The organism is Brevibacillus sp. FSL K6-6036 (assembly GCF_037964015.1).
GTDB classification, from domain to species: Bacteria; Bacillota; Bacilli; order Brevibacillales; family Brevibacillaceae; genus Brevibacillus; species Brevibacillus borstelensis.
On sequence record NZ_CP150173.1, the window covers coordinates 1,165,122 to 1,181,807 of the forward strand.

Sequence of the window (16,686 nt, forward strand, 5' to 3'; positions counted from 1 at the left end):
AATGGCGAGGGAAGCGGTCGTCCTGCAGATCGTGGGCTACTCCGATTCGGGCAAAACGACATTGATGGCCAAGCTGATCTCGCTTATCGAGGAGTCTGGCATTCGTGTAGGCGTCATCAAGCACGACGGCGGGCATGACTTTGAATGGGATCAGCCGGGCAAGGATACGTGGAAGTACAGAGAAGCGGGAGCCTCGCTGGTGACGATCACATCGCGGACAAAAACGGCGATGCTGGAGCAGCGGCCGCTGCCTTTGTCAGAGCTGATCGAGCGGATGGCAGCAGCAGGTGCCGAGCTGGTGCTGGTCGAAGGCTTCAAGCGGGAGAACTACCCGAAAATGGTCGTCCTGCGCCGTCCGGAGGATCAGCAGCTGCTCTCGCTCGTATCGGGTGTGGTCGCTGTGATCAGCTGGGATGCTTTTGCACATCCAGAGGTGCCTGTGTTTTCGGTGAATGACCGGGATCGGGTCGCCCGGTTTGTGCTGGATTATTACGAGGCTAGAAAAAAAGGGACGGGCTGATTGCTACCTTTTACTACGGGCAATCCTTCGAATGAAAATGGGTTGCTGTACAAAAAGGCGTACTTAAAAAGCCGTTCTTAAAAAATCGTTTTCAAAAAGCCGTTGTCCTGCCACTTGGGAAAACGGCTTTTCTTTGTTTCATTCCGCCCGATCCCCAGTGGTGAGCGTTTCCTAATAGATACAGCTTGCGCATTTGACAGGCGCATTCCTGACGTGAGGCGGATATGTTTGCTCTCTTATCAAATTTTTTCTTCCATCCCAAAATATTTTCTTCCTATAATATAGAGACAGCAAATGAAGACATCCTTGCTTCTACAAAAATTTGGAAATACTCTGCACATGGTGAAACCATTGGGTTACAATGACAGGGGGAGGGGTACATAATGACAAAGCAATTACCACAGCGTTGGGATTTGGATGTGTTTTTTCCAGGCGGAAGCGCCTCGGAAGCGTTTCGTACATTTTTGGGCCAACTGGAAGACGAGGTTGCCGCACTGCGCGCTCAGTTAACACAGAAAGGACTTTCCCTTTCTGAGCCGTCACCGTTTCAAGCCGTACTCGCTACTGTGCAAAGCATTGCGGTTCGCCTGAAAGAAGCGGGGGCGTTTATTTCCTGCCTGACAGCCCAGAACGTCCGGGACGAGCAGGCTACGCTTCTCGGGGGACGGGTCAAAAGTCTGTCCGCTGCGTTTGCCTCCGTTTTGACGACATGGGATGTTCACCTGCTGAACATTGACGAGCAATCATGGAATGCGATCCTGCAGCTACCGGATGTGGAGCCGATCGCCTTTCCGTTGAACGAACGGCGCAGACGGGCTCAGGAAAAGCTGACTCCTGAACAGGAGATGCTGGCTACCGATCTGGCTGTCGACGGATATCATGCCTGGCAGGATTTGTCCAATGCAGTCGTAGGACGCATGACGATTGAAGTGGAGATCGACGGGGAGACGAAACAACTGTCAGTCGGTCAAGCGGCCAATCTGATGAACCATCCGGATCGTTCCGTCCGCGCTCTCGTATTTGCCAAGTGGGAAGAAGCTTGGGCGAAAGAAGCAGAATTGTTTGCCAAAGCGATCAACCATTTGGCAGGCTTCCGTCTCGCGCTGTACCGCCATCGCGGCTGGGAATCCGTTCTGCGCGAGCCGCTTGACATCGGCAGAATGCAGGAAAAAACGCTCGATGCGATGTGGCAGGCGATCAACAACCGCAAGGACCGCCTGGTTGCGTACCTGGAGCGGAAAGCGAAGCTGCTCGGTGTGGAAAAAGTGAGCTGGTACGATGTGTCCGCACCGATCTCCAAAGAACATAAACAGGTTTCTTATGATGAAGCGGCTGCCTTTATCCTCGAGCAGTTCGGCCGTTTCCACCCGGCGATGGCTGAATTTTCCCGCCGTGCATTCGAGGAAGGCTGGATCGAGGCAGAGGATCGCGCAGGCAAACGTCCCGGGGGTTTCTGCACCAGCTTCCCGGTGAGAAACCAATCCCGCGTATTCATGACTTACGCTGGAACTGCGAAAAACGTATCGACCCTGGCGCACGAGCTCGGTCATGCTTATCATCAGCAGGTCATGAGCGGTTTGCCGCAATTGGCGCAAAATTACGCGATGAACGTGGCGGAGACGGCGTCCACCTTTGCGGAAATGATCGTCGCCGATGCGGCTGTGAAAAACGCTGCCAGCGACAAGGAACGCATCTCCCTTTTGGAGGACAAACTGCAGCAGACCGTCGCTTTCTTTATGAACATCCACGCTCGCTTCCTGTTCGAGACGCGTTTTTACGAGCAGCGGAAAAAAGGACTGGTCAGCGTCGGCGAGCTGAATCGCCTGATGGTCGAAGCGCAGAAAGAAGCCTACTGCGATGCGCTCTCCGAGTACGAGCCGCATTTCTGGGCGTCCAAGCTGCATTTCTATATCACCACCTATCCGTTCTACAATTTCCCGTACACCTTCGGCTATCTGTTCAGCCTGAGCGTATATGCACGCGCGCTGCAGGAAGGGCCCGGCTTTGCCGACATGTACGACGCCCTGCTGCGCGATACGGGGCGGATGACCGTCGAGGAGCTGGCTATGCGCCACCTGGGCGAGGACATTACGACTGTGGAGTTCTGGCAGACAGCCGTCGATCTGGCGGTAGCCGACATCGATGAATTCCTGCGGTTGACGGAAAAAGAGACGGTGTAGGAAACGTCCCAATAGCAAGATCCGGCCGGTGAATGGTCGGATCTTTTTTGGTGCGGAACGTTTTCCTTCGATGGGAAGGGCCAGCTTGAGCGTACAGAGACATCAAAAATGTCCTGCTGCCAAACCATTTTTTATCAAAAATAGGAGAAACAAATCATTTCCATATCCGTAAATATTGATATTCTGTTACGTGGAGGTGAAAAGGATGGCTCGACTGGAATACCGTCTGCTTGACGAGGAAAAGGATTATCCGGTTTTGTACTATTACGACGGGATTGACAAGGACGAGATTTCCTTGCGGTTTGCCTGCGATTACCTGGTCAAGGGTCACGTCGTGTTTGAAAAGACGTCCTGCGCGACTGAGCCGGGGTGCTACGTCATTTATGTCCGGTATTCTGCGGAGGAGCAGGCCGTGGACTACGTCGATACAGCGGCAGCACGCTGGGGCAGCATTCAGATTGAGTTGCGCGAGTACAAGGAAGGAACCAATGTATACCCGCTTATACATACGTACTCCTTCAAGGATGACGACGATGTTCTATTGCTGTTGCAAAGCGACTATATTACTTTGAACGGTCGCGAATGGGAAAAGACATCTGCAGAGGTGGATGAAGATCGGCGCGTGTATGTTTATTACGCACGGCCGTCAGCGTAGGAGGAAAGATGATGACACAAACCAAGACGGCTAAAGTAGTCGGACTGTTCGTGGCTGCGGCATTGACGATCAGCGGCTGCTCGTCGGGGGGATATGACGACGATTGCTATGACGCGGACAATGATGGATATTGTGATGATGGCGGGGGCGGTTCGAGATCGAGCTCCTCTCACTATTACCATTCCAGCAGCAGTAAAGACAAGAGCAGCTCATCAGGCATCAGCAGCGGTTCCAAGGGCGGCATCGGCAGCTCCGGAACGTCCAGTTCGGGGTGAGAGATGACAGCGCCGCACAACATTGATCGGGAACGTTTATACGGTCCTCTGAGGACGGAAGGCGTGTTTACATGGGATTGGATGTACGGCGAAGAATACGCGTTGGCCGACATTCATCTGATCACAGGCTCCTTTCGCGAGGAATTGGCTTTGGCGACGAAGCAATTGGCCGTAATTTTCGCAAAAACGGTGCCCGTGCTGCAAAAGGCAGACGACTCTCTGTTGCTTGAGCTGGGTGTGCCGCAACCGGCACTGCGAGCTGTGCGAACCGCCATCCCGCAGATTCCTGCGACGGTCGTAGGCCGTTTCGACTTTGCCCAGACAGCAGAAGGGTTGAAAATGCTGGAGTACAACAGCGATACCCCAACGGGGATTGTGGAGGCTTTTTGCGTCAATGAGCACGTCTGCCATGCTTTTGGAGTAAATAACCCAAACCGGGGGATGGAGAAGAGATTTGCTCCGTCATTTCAGAACATACTGGAAGCTTACAAAGAACGGGGGTACCGGACGAAGCACATCTGGTTCAGCGCGCTTGACTGGCATGAAGAAGACAAAGGGACGACGCAATACCTTCTGGAAAAGTCCGGGTTGCCAGCCCGCTTTGCCGGACTCGAGCAGCTGCGCGTCTTTGAGGACCGGCTGTACGTGCTCGAGGGCGAGGACCTGACACCTGTTGACGTGCTATACCGGCTGCATGCCCTGGAAAAGCTCGCAGAGGAGAGAGACGAGGACGGCTACCCGACCGGCGAGCATGTGCTGCAGCTGATCGCAGATAAAAAGCTGGCGATTATCAATCCGCCTTCGGCCTTTTTGCTCCAGTCCAAGGCTGTTCAGGCCCTGATCTGGAATTTGCATGAAGCGGGCGAGTTTTTTTCGCAGGAAGAGCATGACATTGTTGCAACGTATATGCTGCCGACCTATTTTGAAAACCGGTTCGCGGGCGTTGCCGATTACGTCACCAAGCCTGTCTTTGGGCGGGAAGGAGGCGGGGTCGTGCTGTTCGATGCGGAAGGCAGCGTCGTAGAGAAGGACCAGGAGGAGTTTTACTGGGACCAGCAGATGATCTACCAAAAGCGCGTGGAGCTTCCCGTCGTTACGGTAAGAACATCTGAAGGACAACGCGAAGGGCGGCTGCTCTGGGGCTCGTTTTTGATTGGCGGAGAGGCATCCGCGATCATCGCCCGTGTCGGAGGGCCGATCACCAACAACATGTCCTACTATTTGCCGGTAGGCCTACAAGAATAAAGGAGGGAGAAGAGAGCGACATGGACTCACAAGTGGGGTATCTATTAAACTTTCTTTCTTATTTGGCTGTCACCATTCCCATTTTGGGAGTAGGTATTTTTGTATTTACTTTTACGACTCCGTACAAGGAATTTGAACTGATCAAGAATGGATCGCAGACAGACGATCCGAAAAAAATGGCTGCAGCCAAAGCGGCGGCCCATGATCTCGGGGGAAAAATCATCGGGCTTGCGATCGTGCTCGGATCTGCGGTTTACCATTCCGTAAACCTGCTGGACCTTTTGCTCTGGGGGATTGTCGGGGTCGTTTTTCAGGTTCTCGTCTTTTACCTGTTTGAATGGCTCACTCCATTTAAAGTCGTTTCGGAAATTCCAAACGGAAACGTATCAGTCGGCATCTTTGCTTCCCGCTTGAGCATTGCGGCGGGGCTGCTGCTGGCAGCGTTGATCAGCTACTAGTAAAGGAACCGTCAGGGTATATGCCCCGGCGGTTTTTTTGTCGCTCGTAAATCGGACAGCCCCTCGCTTTCTTAAAGAAACCTTTACCTTGCATTGATTCAGGAGTTACGAATGTTCCGTACAGTTGAGGGAGAGGGAGAAAGAGAAAGGAAATAGGGAGAGCGCTGTTGCAGGAGGCTATGCGTACAGCAAAAAACGTTTGGGAGGGATCGTCATGGATACGGGAAGTCATCTGTTGCTGGGAGTTACTTTGGGGGGCCTTGCCCACCTGAGTCCGGGCGTCGCGAGCGATCCGGTATTGGCGCAAGCGGTCATGGCTGCGACTGTGATTGGTTCAAATGCACCCGACTTTGACACGGTGGTCCGGGTCAAGGGACAGACAACCTACATCCGCTATCACCGGGGGGTTACGCATTCAATCCCGGCATTGTTCCTGTGGCCGGCTGTTATTTCCTTGCTGGTGTCTGCCGGTTACGGTTTGTGGGGTCATCTCTGGCTCTTGTATGGGTGGGCTTTGGCTGCGGTCATCCTCCACGTTTTTCTCGATATGCTGAATACGTACGGCGTCCAGTGCCTGCGTCCGTTGTCACAGCGCTGGGTCCACCTCGACATTCTGGCCATTTTCGAGCCGTTCCTGTTTGTGCTGCATGCGGGTGGGCTGGTATGGTGGATTTTCTTTCACGGAGAGCCGGGAACGATTTTCGCGATTGTCTATCTGGCATCATTTGGCTATATTGCCGTCCGGGCTTGCCAGCATCAGCTGCTGATTCGCCGTGTGAAAGGCCGGTTTGGCCTGGACGGGGTGTATCATGTGATCCCCAGCTTTCATCCGTTTTTCTGGAGGTTTGTCGTGGAAACGGACCGCCACTTCTATACGGGAAAAGTGGAGTATCAGCACATATATGTAGAGGAGGTTTACCTGAAGGAGCAGAGGAATGAGATTATTCGGGCCACGATGGGAGTCGACGGGGTCAGGGCCTTTCTCGGGTTTGCCCAGCGGGTCCATGTGACGTGGAAAGAGATTCACGACGGTTATGAAGTGACCTGGAGCGACGTGCGGTTCTGGTACGATCGCAAGCTTCCCTTTGGCGTGGATGTTCGTCTGGACCGGGAGCTAAACGTCGTTTCTCTGAAAATGGGCTGGCGGAAGAAAATGTGGAATCCGCCGTTTGTGTGACTTGGTGCACGGGAGCTGTCCCGTGTTTTTTTCCGTGTTGTTTCCATCCTCCTTGGCTAATTGCCGGAGCCTTTTTGTCATTGATTGATGTTTGTGAGGGAGAATGTGAAACTCCCAACCTGTTCGTTAAAAAAGGTTGGGAGTATTTATAGCTGGTTGGACGATTAATACGATGAATACCCGATCGAATGTTTTAAGGTAGCTACCGCTGTGTTGTACTGGTAGATGGATTCAACATGCCTTGTCTCCAGCTCCAACAATTCGCTCTCCTGCTGGGCCAACTCCGAAAGAGCCGCCTTCCCGTTGTGATAGTTTGACAGAACGGCGCGATAACGCTTCTCTGCCGATTTTCTGCTTTCAGCGCTTTCCTCCATAGCTTGTCTGGCCGCAACTGCTTTCTTGTAGCTTTCCGCGATTTCCTGATCCGCCTTTGCTTTTGCTCGCTGCAAAAGAAGCTCCGCTTTTTTTCCGTCGTTTCTAGCCATTTTGCCGAGGTATGTACTCAAAGCGGAATAATCTTTGAGGTAATCGATTTTTTCCTGGGCAAATGTTTTCTCGGCTATCGCTTTTACGATGTCCGGGCGTTTTTCGTACGCGGCTTTCTGGATTTCCTCAAGAACGGGCAGTTTGTCATTCGTCAAGTCATCGGCTGCCTCCAGCTTCCACTCTTTGGACGGATTCTCATTCAACAGTTCGTTTAGCTTGGCTAAAGCTTGTTTATGGTTGGTTTCGAGATTTTCGATGTTTTTTTGCGTTTCTTCACTTGGAGCGGAAGACCAGAATTGTCGCTTGATGCTTTTCTTTTGCAAGTCGAGCTGTGCTTTGCCAAACAGCGCGTCAAGGTAAGCTTTTTGCACTTGCAGGCGCAAAGTGTTTTCTTGTGCTTTCATCGCAGCCTGGCTATGGACGAGGTCCTTGCGTGCCTTCGCCATTTCCTCGTACTTCTTTTTTGCCTGATCAAGCGTTTTTATCGAGCCGCTCTTGATGGCGCCTTTTTCTTGCAAAGTCTGGCGTGTCTTGTAATAGGTTGAATCGGCATCAAGCCGCAGCATGGCCAGATCGATGCTGTTGTTTAGCGCTATGTCTTCAGCCTGAGCAAGCGTCAATGCTGCTGCTTTTGCCTGTTCAGTCTGGTTTCGTGTGAATGCCGCTGCCTCAGCCTGTTTTGCCTGGTTTACCGTTGACGGCGCTGCATCCGTCTGTTTAACCTCGCTAAGCGCTGCTTTGTCTGCGCTAGCTTGTTCGGCATGTGCAGCAAACGGAACACCAAGAGCGATGTGCGATCCCGACAGGAAAGCGGTGATCAAGGTTGTACTGTAAAGACGTTTGATAACTGTAGATTTCATATGAGACCTCCAAAGTAAATATATGATAACGATTATCATTATCAATATCGTGTTTAGTATATATTTTCCTGTTCACATTCGTCAACATGAAAAACGCACTCACATTTTAAAAATTAGCAGATAACCAGTCGCATCACGTCCTTGTAATGCCAGATGCAAAACGGGAAGGACGCCAGGGATCCAGTGCTCCTATTGACAAAAAACAAACAGGAGGGGTAAAGTTGAATCATCAAATAAATATTCGATGGTGATCGAATGAAAAATATGTATTCTATAGATATCGAATTCTCTCCTGTGTACGAATGTATAACCAGCTTTTATGCATACACCCATCAAAAGGAAGTGAAAAGCTATTTTCTCGAACCTGCCTGGAGAGAAAAAACAAAACAACTGCTGCCAGCGTCCTTTGCTGCAGAACTGGAGGATGAGCGCTGGGAGGTGCTCCACCGGATCGTTCTTTTGGCTGCACAGTCACCCCGAAAGGAGACGGTCGGCGAATTCCTTGACTGGCTGGGCTCGCTGCCTGCCGGAGAGATGTATGAGCGGATGGCACCCTGGGTCGACTCCATTCCACTCAATTTGGGAGAAATTCGTGATCGCTCCTTGAGGCTTTTGTCTAGCTGGAATGAGCATTACTTTTCCCGTCAGGAGCAGGCTGTTTTGGCTTCTTTGAAAGAAAGCGCGGGATACTTGCGGGAGCGGGCAAAGAGCATCGAGGCGCCGTTCTTGATCGATGAAGCGACAAATGGCATCTGGATCGAGCCGACAGAGAGTCTCAAACGCGTCGTGCTTGTTCCTCAGGCTCACTGTACACCGACCACGATTCTTGACTTTTATCGCGGCATGGCGACGGTCTTGTACCCGGTCATTGACGGAGAAATTGTGAAACAAAACCCAGTGAGGCAGCTATTGGCGACTACCCAATGCCTGGCTGACGAGAAGCGCCTCCTCATCCTTCGTACGCTTGCCCAGAAAACATGCACATTGAGCGAATTGCAGGCAGCAGTCGGGCTCGCCAAAAGCACCGTTCATCACCATGTCACGGCTTTGCGCAGGGCAGGCCTGATCCGCGCCCACTACGCTGACAGTACAACGGTGCAGGGCTATAGCATACGGGACGCGGTCTTTGCCAAACTGCCTGACATGTTGTCGCAATACTTCTACGATGGAGGAAGCGAGCGATGAACAGGCTGAAAGAAGCGTGGGCCGCCCAACATCCCGTTGTCCATCTGCTGATGGCAGGCACCGTATTCGTCATGCTGACGCAGTCGATGAGCATGCCGTTTTTGGCGATTATGCTGAGCGAGACGACGTCGCTGTCGCCTGCAGAGATCGGCGTGATTATCGGTGCCGGTCCCTTGGCCGGAATGGTCGGAGGATTTCTGGGCGGCCTGCTGTCCGACTTGTTCGGTCGCAGAAAGCTGATGCTTCTGTCCATGCTTTTGATGGCAGTCGCTTTCGCCGGATTTGTCGTCACCAACGACCCGTTCATACTCCTTCTCAACAGTATTTTGAGGGGATTGGCCAGCGCCTTCTTCGGTACCGTATCCAAAGCGCTGATGGGAGATTTGACACCGGAGGACAAGCGGTTTCGCGTCTTCGCCAACCGGTATTTGGCGATCAACCTGGGCTTCTCCATCGGGCCGATGCTGGGGGCTTTTCTCGGAATCGCGGGCAGCGGCTTCACGTTTGTGCTGACTGCCATGACCTATTTGCTGTTCGCCATATTGCTCTCGTATGTTTGCAAAAAGTACCGGGTAGGGGACGCGCCCGGCCAGTTGGCGGAAAAACCGCAAGTTGCAAAGATGTGGCAGGTGCTTGGCCGCGATGTCGTCCTGCTGATGTTTGTGCTCGGAGGCGTACTCTTGGTTACGGTACATGGCCAGATGTCCGTCACACTCTCTCAGTATCTGCAGCAGAACATCAAGGAGGGCGTGGCTTTATTCAGCGTGATGATGAGCGTCAACGGAGTGACTGTTCTGCTGCTGCAGGCCCCTTTGACCAGATGGGCAGAGCGCTTAACGCTGTTTCGCCGGATGGTCGGGGGAGTGCTCTTGATGGCTGCAGGCGAGGTTGGCTTTGCCTTTTCCCAGGAATGGAGCTCATTCATCATTGCGATGATTGTATTTACTCTTGGTGAAATACTGATCGTTCCAGCAGAATACGCCCAGATCGATCAGATTTCTCCCGCACACATGAGGGGAACCTATTATGGAGCGCAAAGCTTTAGTGAGTTGGGCAATTTTTTGGGCCCGTGGGCCGGCGGCATGATTTTATCCTCTTATGGGGGACCGGTCATGTTCCTCGTCATGGCGGCACTCGCCGTCATCAGTCTCGTGTTTTACGGAGCGGGGCGCAGTCTTTACGAAAAGAAGCAACGCAGGTTGGCCAGTCCAGTATCTGCAGGCTGAGCCGGACGAACGATGCCAACGTGAGATATTGGTGTAATATCGTATGCAGTGCCAAATAGATTACGAACGCAGTACGGTATGCAGAGTCGAAGCCGAATCAGAGCCATATGCAGCACCGAATCCGTCACGAAAGCCCGGACTTTTTCTGTTCGGGTTTTTCCTGTTTGTCCGACAGGGAGCATAGAGTAGTAGAAAAAGAGAAAAGGAGGTCGCAAAGATGCAGAAACGGATGGAGGAAGACGACACAGCAGCCGTTTCTTGGGGAAAGGGGATCGAGCAGGCGTCGTTTCTATTTTTGCGGTTCGTAACCGGACTGATATTCTGGGCGCATGGCCTTGCGAAGCTGAAAAAGGGGATGGAGCCGGTCGGAGAATCGTTTGTCAGCTACGGTTTGCCGGAATGGCTGGCTTATCCTGTTCTGGCCGTGGAACTGCTCGGAGGAATGGCGTTGATCCTCGGTATCGCCACCCGCTATGCGGCATGGGCGCTGGCAGCCATCATGATCGGTGCCATTGTTACGGTAAAATGGCAAAACGGCTTGATAGGAAGCGGAGGCAAAAGCGGGTATGAGCTTGATCTGGTGCTGCTGGCGACAACTCTCTACCTGGGTGGTCGAAGGCAGAAGCCGCGGATAGCAACGGACTAATGAGTCGTTTTCTGGCAACAGCTTTTATCGTTTCAAAGGCCTCCCGACTGTTCTGCGACTTGGATTGGGATGTGCATGAAGACGCGAAAAAACCGCCAACGTGTAGCGGTTTTTATCGGTACATCGGCTGCTCCCACCATCCGAGCGAAACGATCAAATCGACAGCTTCTCCCTCCCCGGGAAAATAAAATAGCAGAGCTGTACCGGGACCCAGTATCCAATGGCCGGTTTTTTCGGCGGCGACGGATGAGCTGGGAGAGACGACCCGCGTAGCCGAGGCAGTGCCGTTCATGGGAAGCGGGCCGGTATCGTAGACGATCTGACCTTGGGGCTGTGGACAGGGGGAGAGCTGCACAAATCCGGGTGTGACGAACTGGGATACGGTAGGATTGCCGAGAGAAGCGGCTTTGCCGAACCAAAGCTGTGCTTCAGCCGGATAGGCGGCAGAGCGGTTCGTGATTACATACTCATTTACGAACAGATGGACTTCAGAGCGGAGCGGATTGACCAGCGCCGCCCAGGCAGAAGTGCCGCCCCCCGCTGTCAATGGTTCGGTCTGGCCGAGGTAGTATTTGCATTGCATGGCCATGGCCATGGGCAAAGGGATGCCAACGTTCGCATCGGGATGTTCTTCGGCTGTCTGTCCTGGATAGGGGTAAAAGCCCATTTGCATGTACATATCTGTCATGCCGTAAAAGTAAGGCGGCTGATGAGAAAACGGGTGTTTTGCCATCCGGTTCGCTCCTTCGGGGAAACTCACCTACAGGATATGGCAAAGGCCCGGGTGCCGTGCTAGGCATTTTCGCTGAAGATGTCAATTCCGCGTCTGCTCAAAATCGCGGCAGCCTGGCGAACAGGGAGGCGCGGCAGTCCGAATTCTGTTGCAGAATGGAAAACGGCTTCTCCGTCGAAGAAGAAGCCGCATGGTGTAAAGACAATGAGTAGGTTAAGAAGCTGTTTTCCACGCCTGGATGGCAAGCAGCGCCCAGCCGACCAGGAAAAGCACGCCCCCGAACGGGGTAATCGCACCCAGCACCTTGATGTTGGTCAAGCTGAGGGCATAGAGACTGCCGGAAAACAGGACAATGCCGAAAAAGAAGCACCAGCCTGCCCAGGTCAATGTGGAGGAACCGGGGAAAAACTTGATGAGCAAGGCAACCGCGATCAAGGCGAGAGCATGTGTGGCCTGGTAGGTAACGCCGGTCTGAAAGACGCCCAGCAAATACTCATCCAGCTTTTGCTTCAAGCCATGGGCTGCAAACGCGCCGAGTGCAACGGACAAAAAACCGTTGATCGCGCCAAGCAATAAGAAGGTACGCAACGTATATCGCTCCTTTGAAGAGGAAATGGTCAATTCAACTGACTCGCTGCTTCTATTGTACCTTACAGGAAGAGCAATGCCCAATTGCAAATTGATGAACACGCCTTGTACTTCTGTCTAAACCGCTTGGCCACCTCTCGCATAGGGTGTAGTAAATCCAGCAGAAGTTAGAGCTGGGTGAACGGGAGGTGACGCACAGATGAACAAATGGCTCTCGCTTCTTGGCGGCTTGGTCGGAGGCTATGCTTTTCTGAAAACGCCTCTGGAAGGTTCCTTCCTCTCCGGCCTGAACCCTGTCGTGGATGGACTGGGCATTATCTCGATACTGGTATTTTCCGCTGCACTTATCTATACAGGTGTACGCGACATCATCCAGAGGTAATTGCAACAAAACGGGGATACGGGTTCTTGTGCCGATGGCGGCGTCCGGGGGAAGGACGCCGTTTTTCTCGGCGAGAGCGGGACGAGCTTCGGTTCGCTACGTATAGCCTTTTATTCCGTTTTGAAACGCAGCCTGATCGTTGTTTTCCAGTCCGAACAGCGCCTCTTGCAGAGCAAAGGTTCCCCTATAAAATTTGGCCCTTGTCCAATGTGCCTCGATGTCCGGGGAATGCCTCAACAGTTCATTGAAAAACGGCTCGCCATATGAGGCGATCAGACCAGCATAATCAATGGCAGGATCGCCCAATCCGGAAGACCCGAAGTCGATTATTCCCGTGATGCGGTCATCATTTTTGTCGTACAAAATATTCCCGGGTCCGACGTCACCGTGGATCAGTACAGGCTGCGTGGCAAAGTTGGTCTCATCCTGCAAAAAGGTCTCGAAATGCTGCTCTACCCATTTCTGTGCATCCAGCCGCATAAAGGGGAACAGCTTTTCTCTGATGCGCTCGTAGAGGTCTGACCAAACAGCAGCGCCATTTTCCGCCCCAAGACCGTCTATATCCAGAACGTCCACAGTCAAGTTGTGCAGCTTATCGAGGAATCGGGAGAGCTGTCCTGCCAGTCGAGGGGCGTTTTCCGCGTGGATGAGGCGTTTCCAGAGCGGCTCTCCTCCAATCCTTTTATATCCGGCAAATGCCCGACCGACCTGATTGGAATCGAGGCAATGATAGAGCGGACAGGGGACGTCCAGAGAGACCCGGCTTTGAATCTTTTCCAGAATCCGTACCTCCAGGCGAAGCTTCCTGATCCCCTCTGCATATTTGGGAAAGCGAAAGATCAGTTCGTCGTTTACCAGCAGCACGTCGTTGTTTTGGCCGAGATTGATGGGGACAGCGCTTGTGATGGGCAAGTCAGGACATGAACGGCGGATTGCTTCTACCGATCTGTTCACAAGGGGCTCGCGGTCGGTTTCCATTTGGGCAAAACTCGCTTTCTCATTAAAATTCGTTGTGCCAGAACAACGTTATGGTAGTAGGGGGGATTCTATCGATGCCCTACAGGTAATTATATACAAAAATAGAAACCATGCTTTAATAGTTTTATATACTATTTCGCCAAAAGATCGAGACTAGAGGTGGTACTACATGAAAAAATACAAGGTGATACTGCTTATTGCTGGGTACATATCGGCCTTTATTTTAGGAGGATTTGCTTATAGCATCGTTGCAAAAGTTCATATGGTTGATGCGGGGAACGTCTTTACAGAGGAAAGCAGTGAACGTTTTCAAAGACTAACAGAGAAGCTGGCAGAGGACTTCAGACGAGCCAACTATGAAGAGGTAGTAAAAGGCAGCAATAACCTATTAACCGTTCCAGACAGTATCCTGGGGCCGCAGCAAGAGGACATCGCTACATCCATATTCGGACGGCAAAAAAACTACATATATAAAAACAAAGCAGATGGAACAATCGTACTGCTGAGCATAAGTACCCGTCTCGGGCCTCAGCACCCACAGTGGCAGCACAGTATCTGCTACAGCGATGCCAGATACAATTCGCCTGAAAATGATCTTAGGGAGTATTACTCCAGCATGTTCCCGGCCATTAATGTATATCAATACGGGTTTGAAAAAAACGGATACAGCATAAACAGTACCTTTCTCTCCCATGCTGATTTTCATGAAGGTTCCAATCCTTTCGTAGATTTCATTACTCAGTTAGATTCATTCCTCGATGAAAGCCTGTAAGAGCAGAAGAATATCACCAACAGTTTTTTTTCACGTGACGCCTTCATAAAACAACGAACGAATTACCCACACAAAAATTGCTCAGCAACCCTCATCTAATCCCAAGCACTCCCCATATACATAAGATAAGGACGGAAAGACTTGGGGGGACAACAATGACCAATGAAGAGCGCAAAGAACTTGAGCGTGCCATAGACGAAATTACGGAGATTGCCAAAGGCTTCGGCCTTGATTTTTACCCGATGCGGTACGAAATTTGCCCGGCGGACATCATTTACACGTTCGGCGCGTACGGGATGCCGACCCGTTTCTCGCACTGGAGCTTTGGAAAGTCCTTTTACAAAATGAAGCTGCAGTACGACCTCAACCTGAGCAAAATTTACGAGCTGGTGATCAACTCCAATCCGTGCTACGCCTTTCTTCTTGACGGCAACACCCTGATCCAAAACAAGCTGATCGTCGCCCACGTCCTGGCGCATTGCGACTTTTTCAAAAACAACGCCCGCTTCTCCAACACCAACCGGGACATGGTCGAGAGCATGGCAGCGAGCTCGGAGCGCATCCGCCAATACGAAATCGAGCACGGCAAGGAAGCGGTCGAATCCTTGCTCGATGCTTGCCTGGCCGTTCAGGAGCACATCGACCCGAGCCTCTTGCGTCCCAAGCTGAGATGGAAGCGGGAGGTAGAGGAGGCGGGGAATAAACCGGCAGCCAAAGCGGAGCGCAGCACCCCATACGACGATTTGTGGCGGCTGGACCGTGCAGAAGAGAAGATGGAGCCGGAGAAGCCGGCGCGCAAATTTCCGCCAGAACCGGAGAAAGACCTGCTGCTCTTTCTTATGGAGCATAGCCAGATTCTCGACGATTGGCAGCGTGATGTCCTGACGATCGTCCGGGATGAGATGCTCTATTTCTGGCCGCAGTTGGAGACGAAGATTATGAACGAAGGCTGGGCCTCCTACTGGCACATGCGGATTTTGCGCGAAATGGACCTGACCGAAGCGGAGACGATTGAATTTGCCAAGCTGCATTCCTCTGTCATTCAGCCTTCGCCGACGAGCATTAATCCGTATCATTTGGGGTTGAAAATTTTCGAAGACATTGAACGCCGCTGGGACAATCCGACCAAGGAGGAGCAGGAGCGTTTCGGACGGAAGCCGGGGCAGGGACGCGCCAAAATTTTTGAAGTCCGCGAGCTGGAGTCTGACATCAGCTTTATCCGCAACTACTTGACCAAGGATTTGGTCGGCAAGCTCGATCTGTACATGTTTGGCAAGCAGGGGAACGAGTGGGTCGTGACTGACAAGGCATGGGAGGATGTCCGGGATGGTCTCGCCGTTACCCGCGTCAATGGCGGCTTCCCGTATGTCATGGTCCACGACGGCGACTACCTGCGGGCTGGCGAGCTGTACCTGAAGCACCATTTTGAAGGACTGGAGCTGGATGTCAAATACGTGGAGAAGACGATTCCTTACATTTATCGCATGTGGGGGAAAAATGTCCATCTTGAAACGGTGATCGAGGATCGGCCTGTACAGTTTACGTATGACGGGAAAAAGGTGCATCGGCGGTTTTTGTAAGAGTACGGGAAGATCACAAGAACATTTTTTTCACGGGAAAGCAAAAAGTGCAGATGGGGCGATCAGCCCCTTTTTTTGTTCCAGACAGAATGGACATCAGCCGCACTGCCATCCCATTGTTCTGCTCAAGCCGCAGCTACTGCTTTTTCGTTTAAAGAGAAGCACCTCGAACGCCATCTCCGCTTTTTGTTGCGCAAGCTTGTTTCATGATGCTGCTGACCTGAACAAAATGAATTTACGCTTGTAAAACTTGAAGTCGGCTGTTATATTTACATTTGTAAATAATGGTTTCCAATCGATAGGAGGTGAAGCATATGACCAACATTCCGAGAATATCCGAATCCGAGTGGGAAATCATGAAGGTGATTTGGAAGCAAAGTCCGCTCACCGCGGAGCAAATCGCAGCTCAACTGCCGGCCGAAATCGAATGGAGCGATCAGACGGTTCGCACCTTTCTGAACAGGCTAGTGAAAAAAAAGGCGATCGGATTCGAGAAGGCGGGTAGAAGCTATCTGTACTACCCGGCGGTTACCGAAAAAGAATGCGTCAAAGCGGAAAGCAAATCGTTTGTAAACAGAGTGTTTGGCGGAGCGGCAAAGCTGATGGTGACCAACTTTTTGGAAGAGGGCGATTGGTCCGAGAAGGAGATTGAGCAGCTGCAGAAGATACTTGAGGAAAAAAAGGGAGAAAAACGATAGCGACAGAAGGCGAAATGCCGGAGGCCATCGTTGAGGTACAAA

Annotated in this window: 18 protein-coding genes; 14 read left to right on the forward strand and 4 right to left on the reverse strand. The window is 52.0% G+C overall.

Annotated features, from left to right (window positions below):
- Position 1 precedes the first annotated feature (1 nt).
- The 7 genes from mobB to NST37_RS06020 all read left to right on the forward strand — a co-directional run bounded on the left by mobB (position 2) and on the right by NST37_RS06020 (position 6,510).
- Complete coding sequence (gene mobB, locus NST37_RS05990) at positions 2-520, forward strand: molybdopterin-guanine dinucleotide biosynthesis protein B (RefSeq protein WP_339167473.1); 519 nt, start codon at positions 2-4, stop codon at positions 518-520.
- A 383-nt stretch (positions 521-903) separates the two neighbouring features.
- Positions 904-2,700: a M3 family oligoendopeptidase gene (locus NST37_RS05995; protein ID WP_024983519.1), complete on the forward strand. Its 1,797-nt coding sequence runs from the start codon at positions 904-906 to the stop codon at positions 2,698-2,700.
- A 205-nt stretch (positions 2,701-2,905) separates the two neighbouring features.
- The gene (locus tag NST37_RS06000; protein WP_003388187.1) at positions 2,906-3,355 is read left to right on the forward strand and encodes a hypothetical protein; all 450 of its coding nucleotides are present in this window, start codon (positions 2,906-2,908) and stop codon (positions 3,353-3,355) included.
- An 8-nt stretch (positions 3,356-3,363) separates the two neighbouring features.
- Positions 3,364-3,630 (forward strand): hypothetical protein, encoded by a 267-nt coding sequence (locus NST37_RS06005; protein ID WP_339186420.1) that lies wholly within the window; start codon positions 3,364-3,366, stop codon positions 3,628-3,630.
- A 3-nt stretch (positions 3,631-3,633) separates the two neighbouring features.
- Entirely contained in the window at positions 3,634-4,875 is a 1,242-nt protein-coding gene (locus NST37_RS06010; RefSeq protein ID WP_031932163.1) for a glutathionylspermidine synthase family protein, read from the forward strand.
- A gap of 20 nt (positions 4,876-4,895) precedes the next feature.
- Positions 4,896-5,333 (forward strand): DUF350 domain-containing protein, encoded by a 438-nt coding sequence (locus tag NST37_RS06015; protein ID WP_003388183.1) that lies wholly within the window; start codon positions 4,896-4,898, stop codon positions 5,331-5,333.
- A gap of 214 nt (positions 5,334-5,547) precedes the next feature.
- Positions 5,548-6,510 (forward strand): metal-dependent hydrolase, encoded by a 963-nt coding sequence (locus NST37_RS06020; protein WP_031932164.1) that lies wholly within the window; start codon positions 5,548-5,550, stop codon positions 6,508-6,510.
- Between the two features lie 164 nt (positions 6,511-6,674).
- On the opposite strand, the gene NST37_RS06025 is transcribed toward NST37_RS06020, so the two are convergent.
- Complete coding sequence (locus NST37_RS06025; RefSeq protein WP_003388181.1) at positions 6,675-7,856, reverse strand: TolC family protein; 1,182 nt, start codon at positions 7,854-7,856, stop codon at positions 6,675-6,677.
- 255 nt (positions 7,857-8,111) lie between these two features.
- On the opposite strand from NST37_RS06025, the gene NST37_RS06030 reads away from it, so the two are divergent.
- The 3 genes from NST37_RS06030 to NST37_RS06040 all read left to right on the forward strand — a co-directional run bounded on the left by NST37_RS06030 (position 8,112) and on the right by NST37_RS06040 (position 10,913).
- Positions 8,112-9,041 carry a winged helix-turn-helix domain-containing protein gene (locus NST37_RS06030; RefSeq protein WP_003388180.1) on the forward strand — a complete coding sequence of 310 codons (930 nt, stop codon included), beginning with the start codon at positions 8,112-8,114 and terminating at the stop codon, positions 9,039-9,041.
- Positions 9,038-10,267: an MFS transporter gene (locus NST37_RS06035; protein WP_171505780.1), complete on the forward strand. Its 1,230-nt coding sequence runs from the start codon at positions 9,038-9,040 to the stop codon at positions 10,265-10,267. Before NST37_RS06030 ends, NST37_RS06035 begins: the two co-directional genes overlap by 4 nt.
- A gap of 217 nt (positions 10,268-10,484) precedes the next feature.
- Positions 10,485-10,913, forward strand: a complete 429-nt coding sequence (locus NST37_RS06040) for a DoxX family protein (protein WP_003388178.1) — start codon at positions 10,485-10,487, stop codon at positions 10,911-10,913.
- Between the two features lie 112 nt (positions 10,914-11,025).
- On the opposite strand, the gene NST37_RS06045 is transcribed toward NST37_RS06040, so the two are convergent.
- On the reverse strand, positions 11,026-11,646 hold the full coding sequence (locus NST37_RS06045) for a DUF6143 family protein (RefSeq protein ID WP_003388177.1): 621 nt from the start codon (positions 11,644-11,646) through the stop codon (positions 11,026-11,028).
- Between the two features lie 213 nt (positions 11,647-11,859).
- Complete coding sequence (locus NST37_RS06050; RefSeq protein ID WP_024983513.1) at positions 11,860-12,234, reverse strand: DUF423 domain-containing protein; 375 nt, start codon at positions 12,232-12,234, stop codon at positions 11,860-11,862.
- 199 nt (positions 12,235-12,433) lie between these two features.
- Between NST37_RS06050 and NST37_RS06055 the strand changes: the two genes are divergently transcribed.
- Positions 12,434-12,616 carry a hypothetical protein gene (locus tag NST37_RS06055; protein WP_003388175.1) on the forward strand — a complete coding sequence of 61 codons (183 nt, stop codon included), beginning with the start codon at positions 12,434-12,436 and terminating at the stop codon, positions 12,614-12,616.
- Between the two features lie 96 nt (positions 12,617-12,712).
- On the opposite strand, the gene NST37_RS06060 is transcribed toward NST37_RS06055, so the two are convergent.
- Complete coding sequence (locus tag NST37_RS06060) at positions 12,713-13,594, reverse strand: phosphotransferase (protein ID WP_339186424.1); 882 nt, start codon at positions 13,592-13,594, stop codon at positions 12,713-12,715.
- A gap of 169 nt (positions 13,595-13,763) precedes the next feature.
- Here NST37_RS06060 and NST37_RS06065 point away from each other — a divergent pair, with 169 nt between their 5' ends.
- The 3 genes from NST37_RS06065 (at position 13,764) to NST37_RS06075 (ending at position 16,644) form a co-directional block, all read left to right on the forward strand.
- On the forward strand, positions 13,764-14,366 hold the full coding sequence (locus NST37_RS06065) for a hypothetical protein (protein WP_339186426.1): 603 nt from the start codon (positions 13,764-13,766) through the stop codon (positions 14,364-14,366).
- A 155-nt stretch (positions 14,367-14,521) separates the two neighbouring features.
- Positions 14,522-15,946: a SpoVR family protein gene (locus NST37_RS06070; protein WP_327970071.1), complete on the forward strand. Its 1,425-nt coding sequence runs from the start codon at positions 14,522-14,524 to the stop codon at positions 15,944-15,946.
- Between the two features lie 314 nt (positions 15,947-16,260).
- Entirely contained in the window at positions 16,261-16,644 is a 384-nt protein-coding gene (locus tag NST37_RS06075; RefSeq protein ID WP_003388170.1) for a BlaI/MecI/CopY family transcriptional regulator, read from the forward strand.
- The last annotated feature ends 42 nt before the right edge of the window (positions 16,645-16,686 follow it).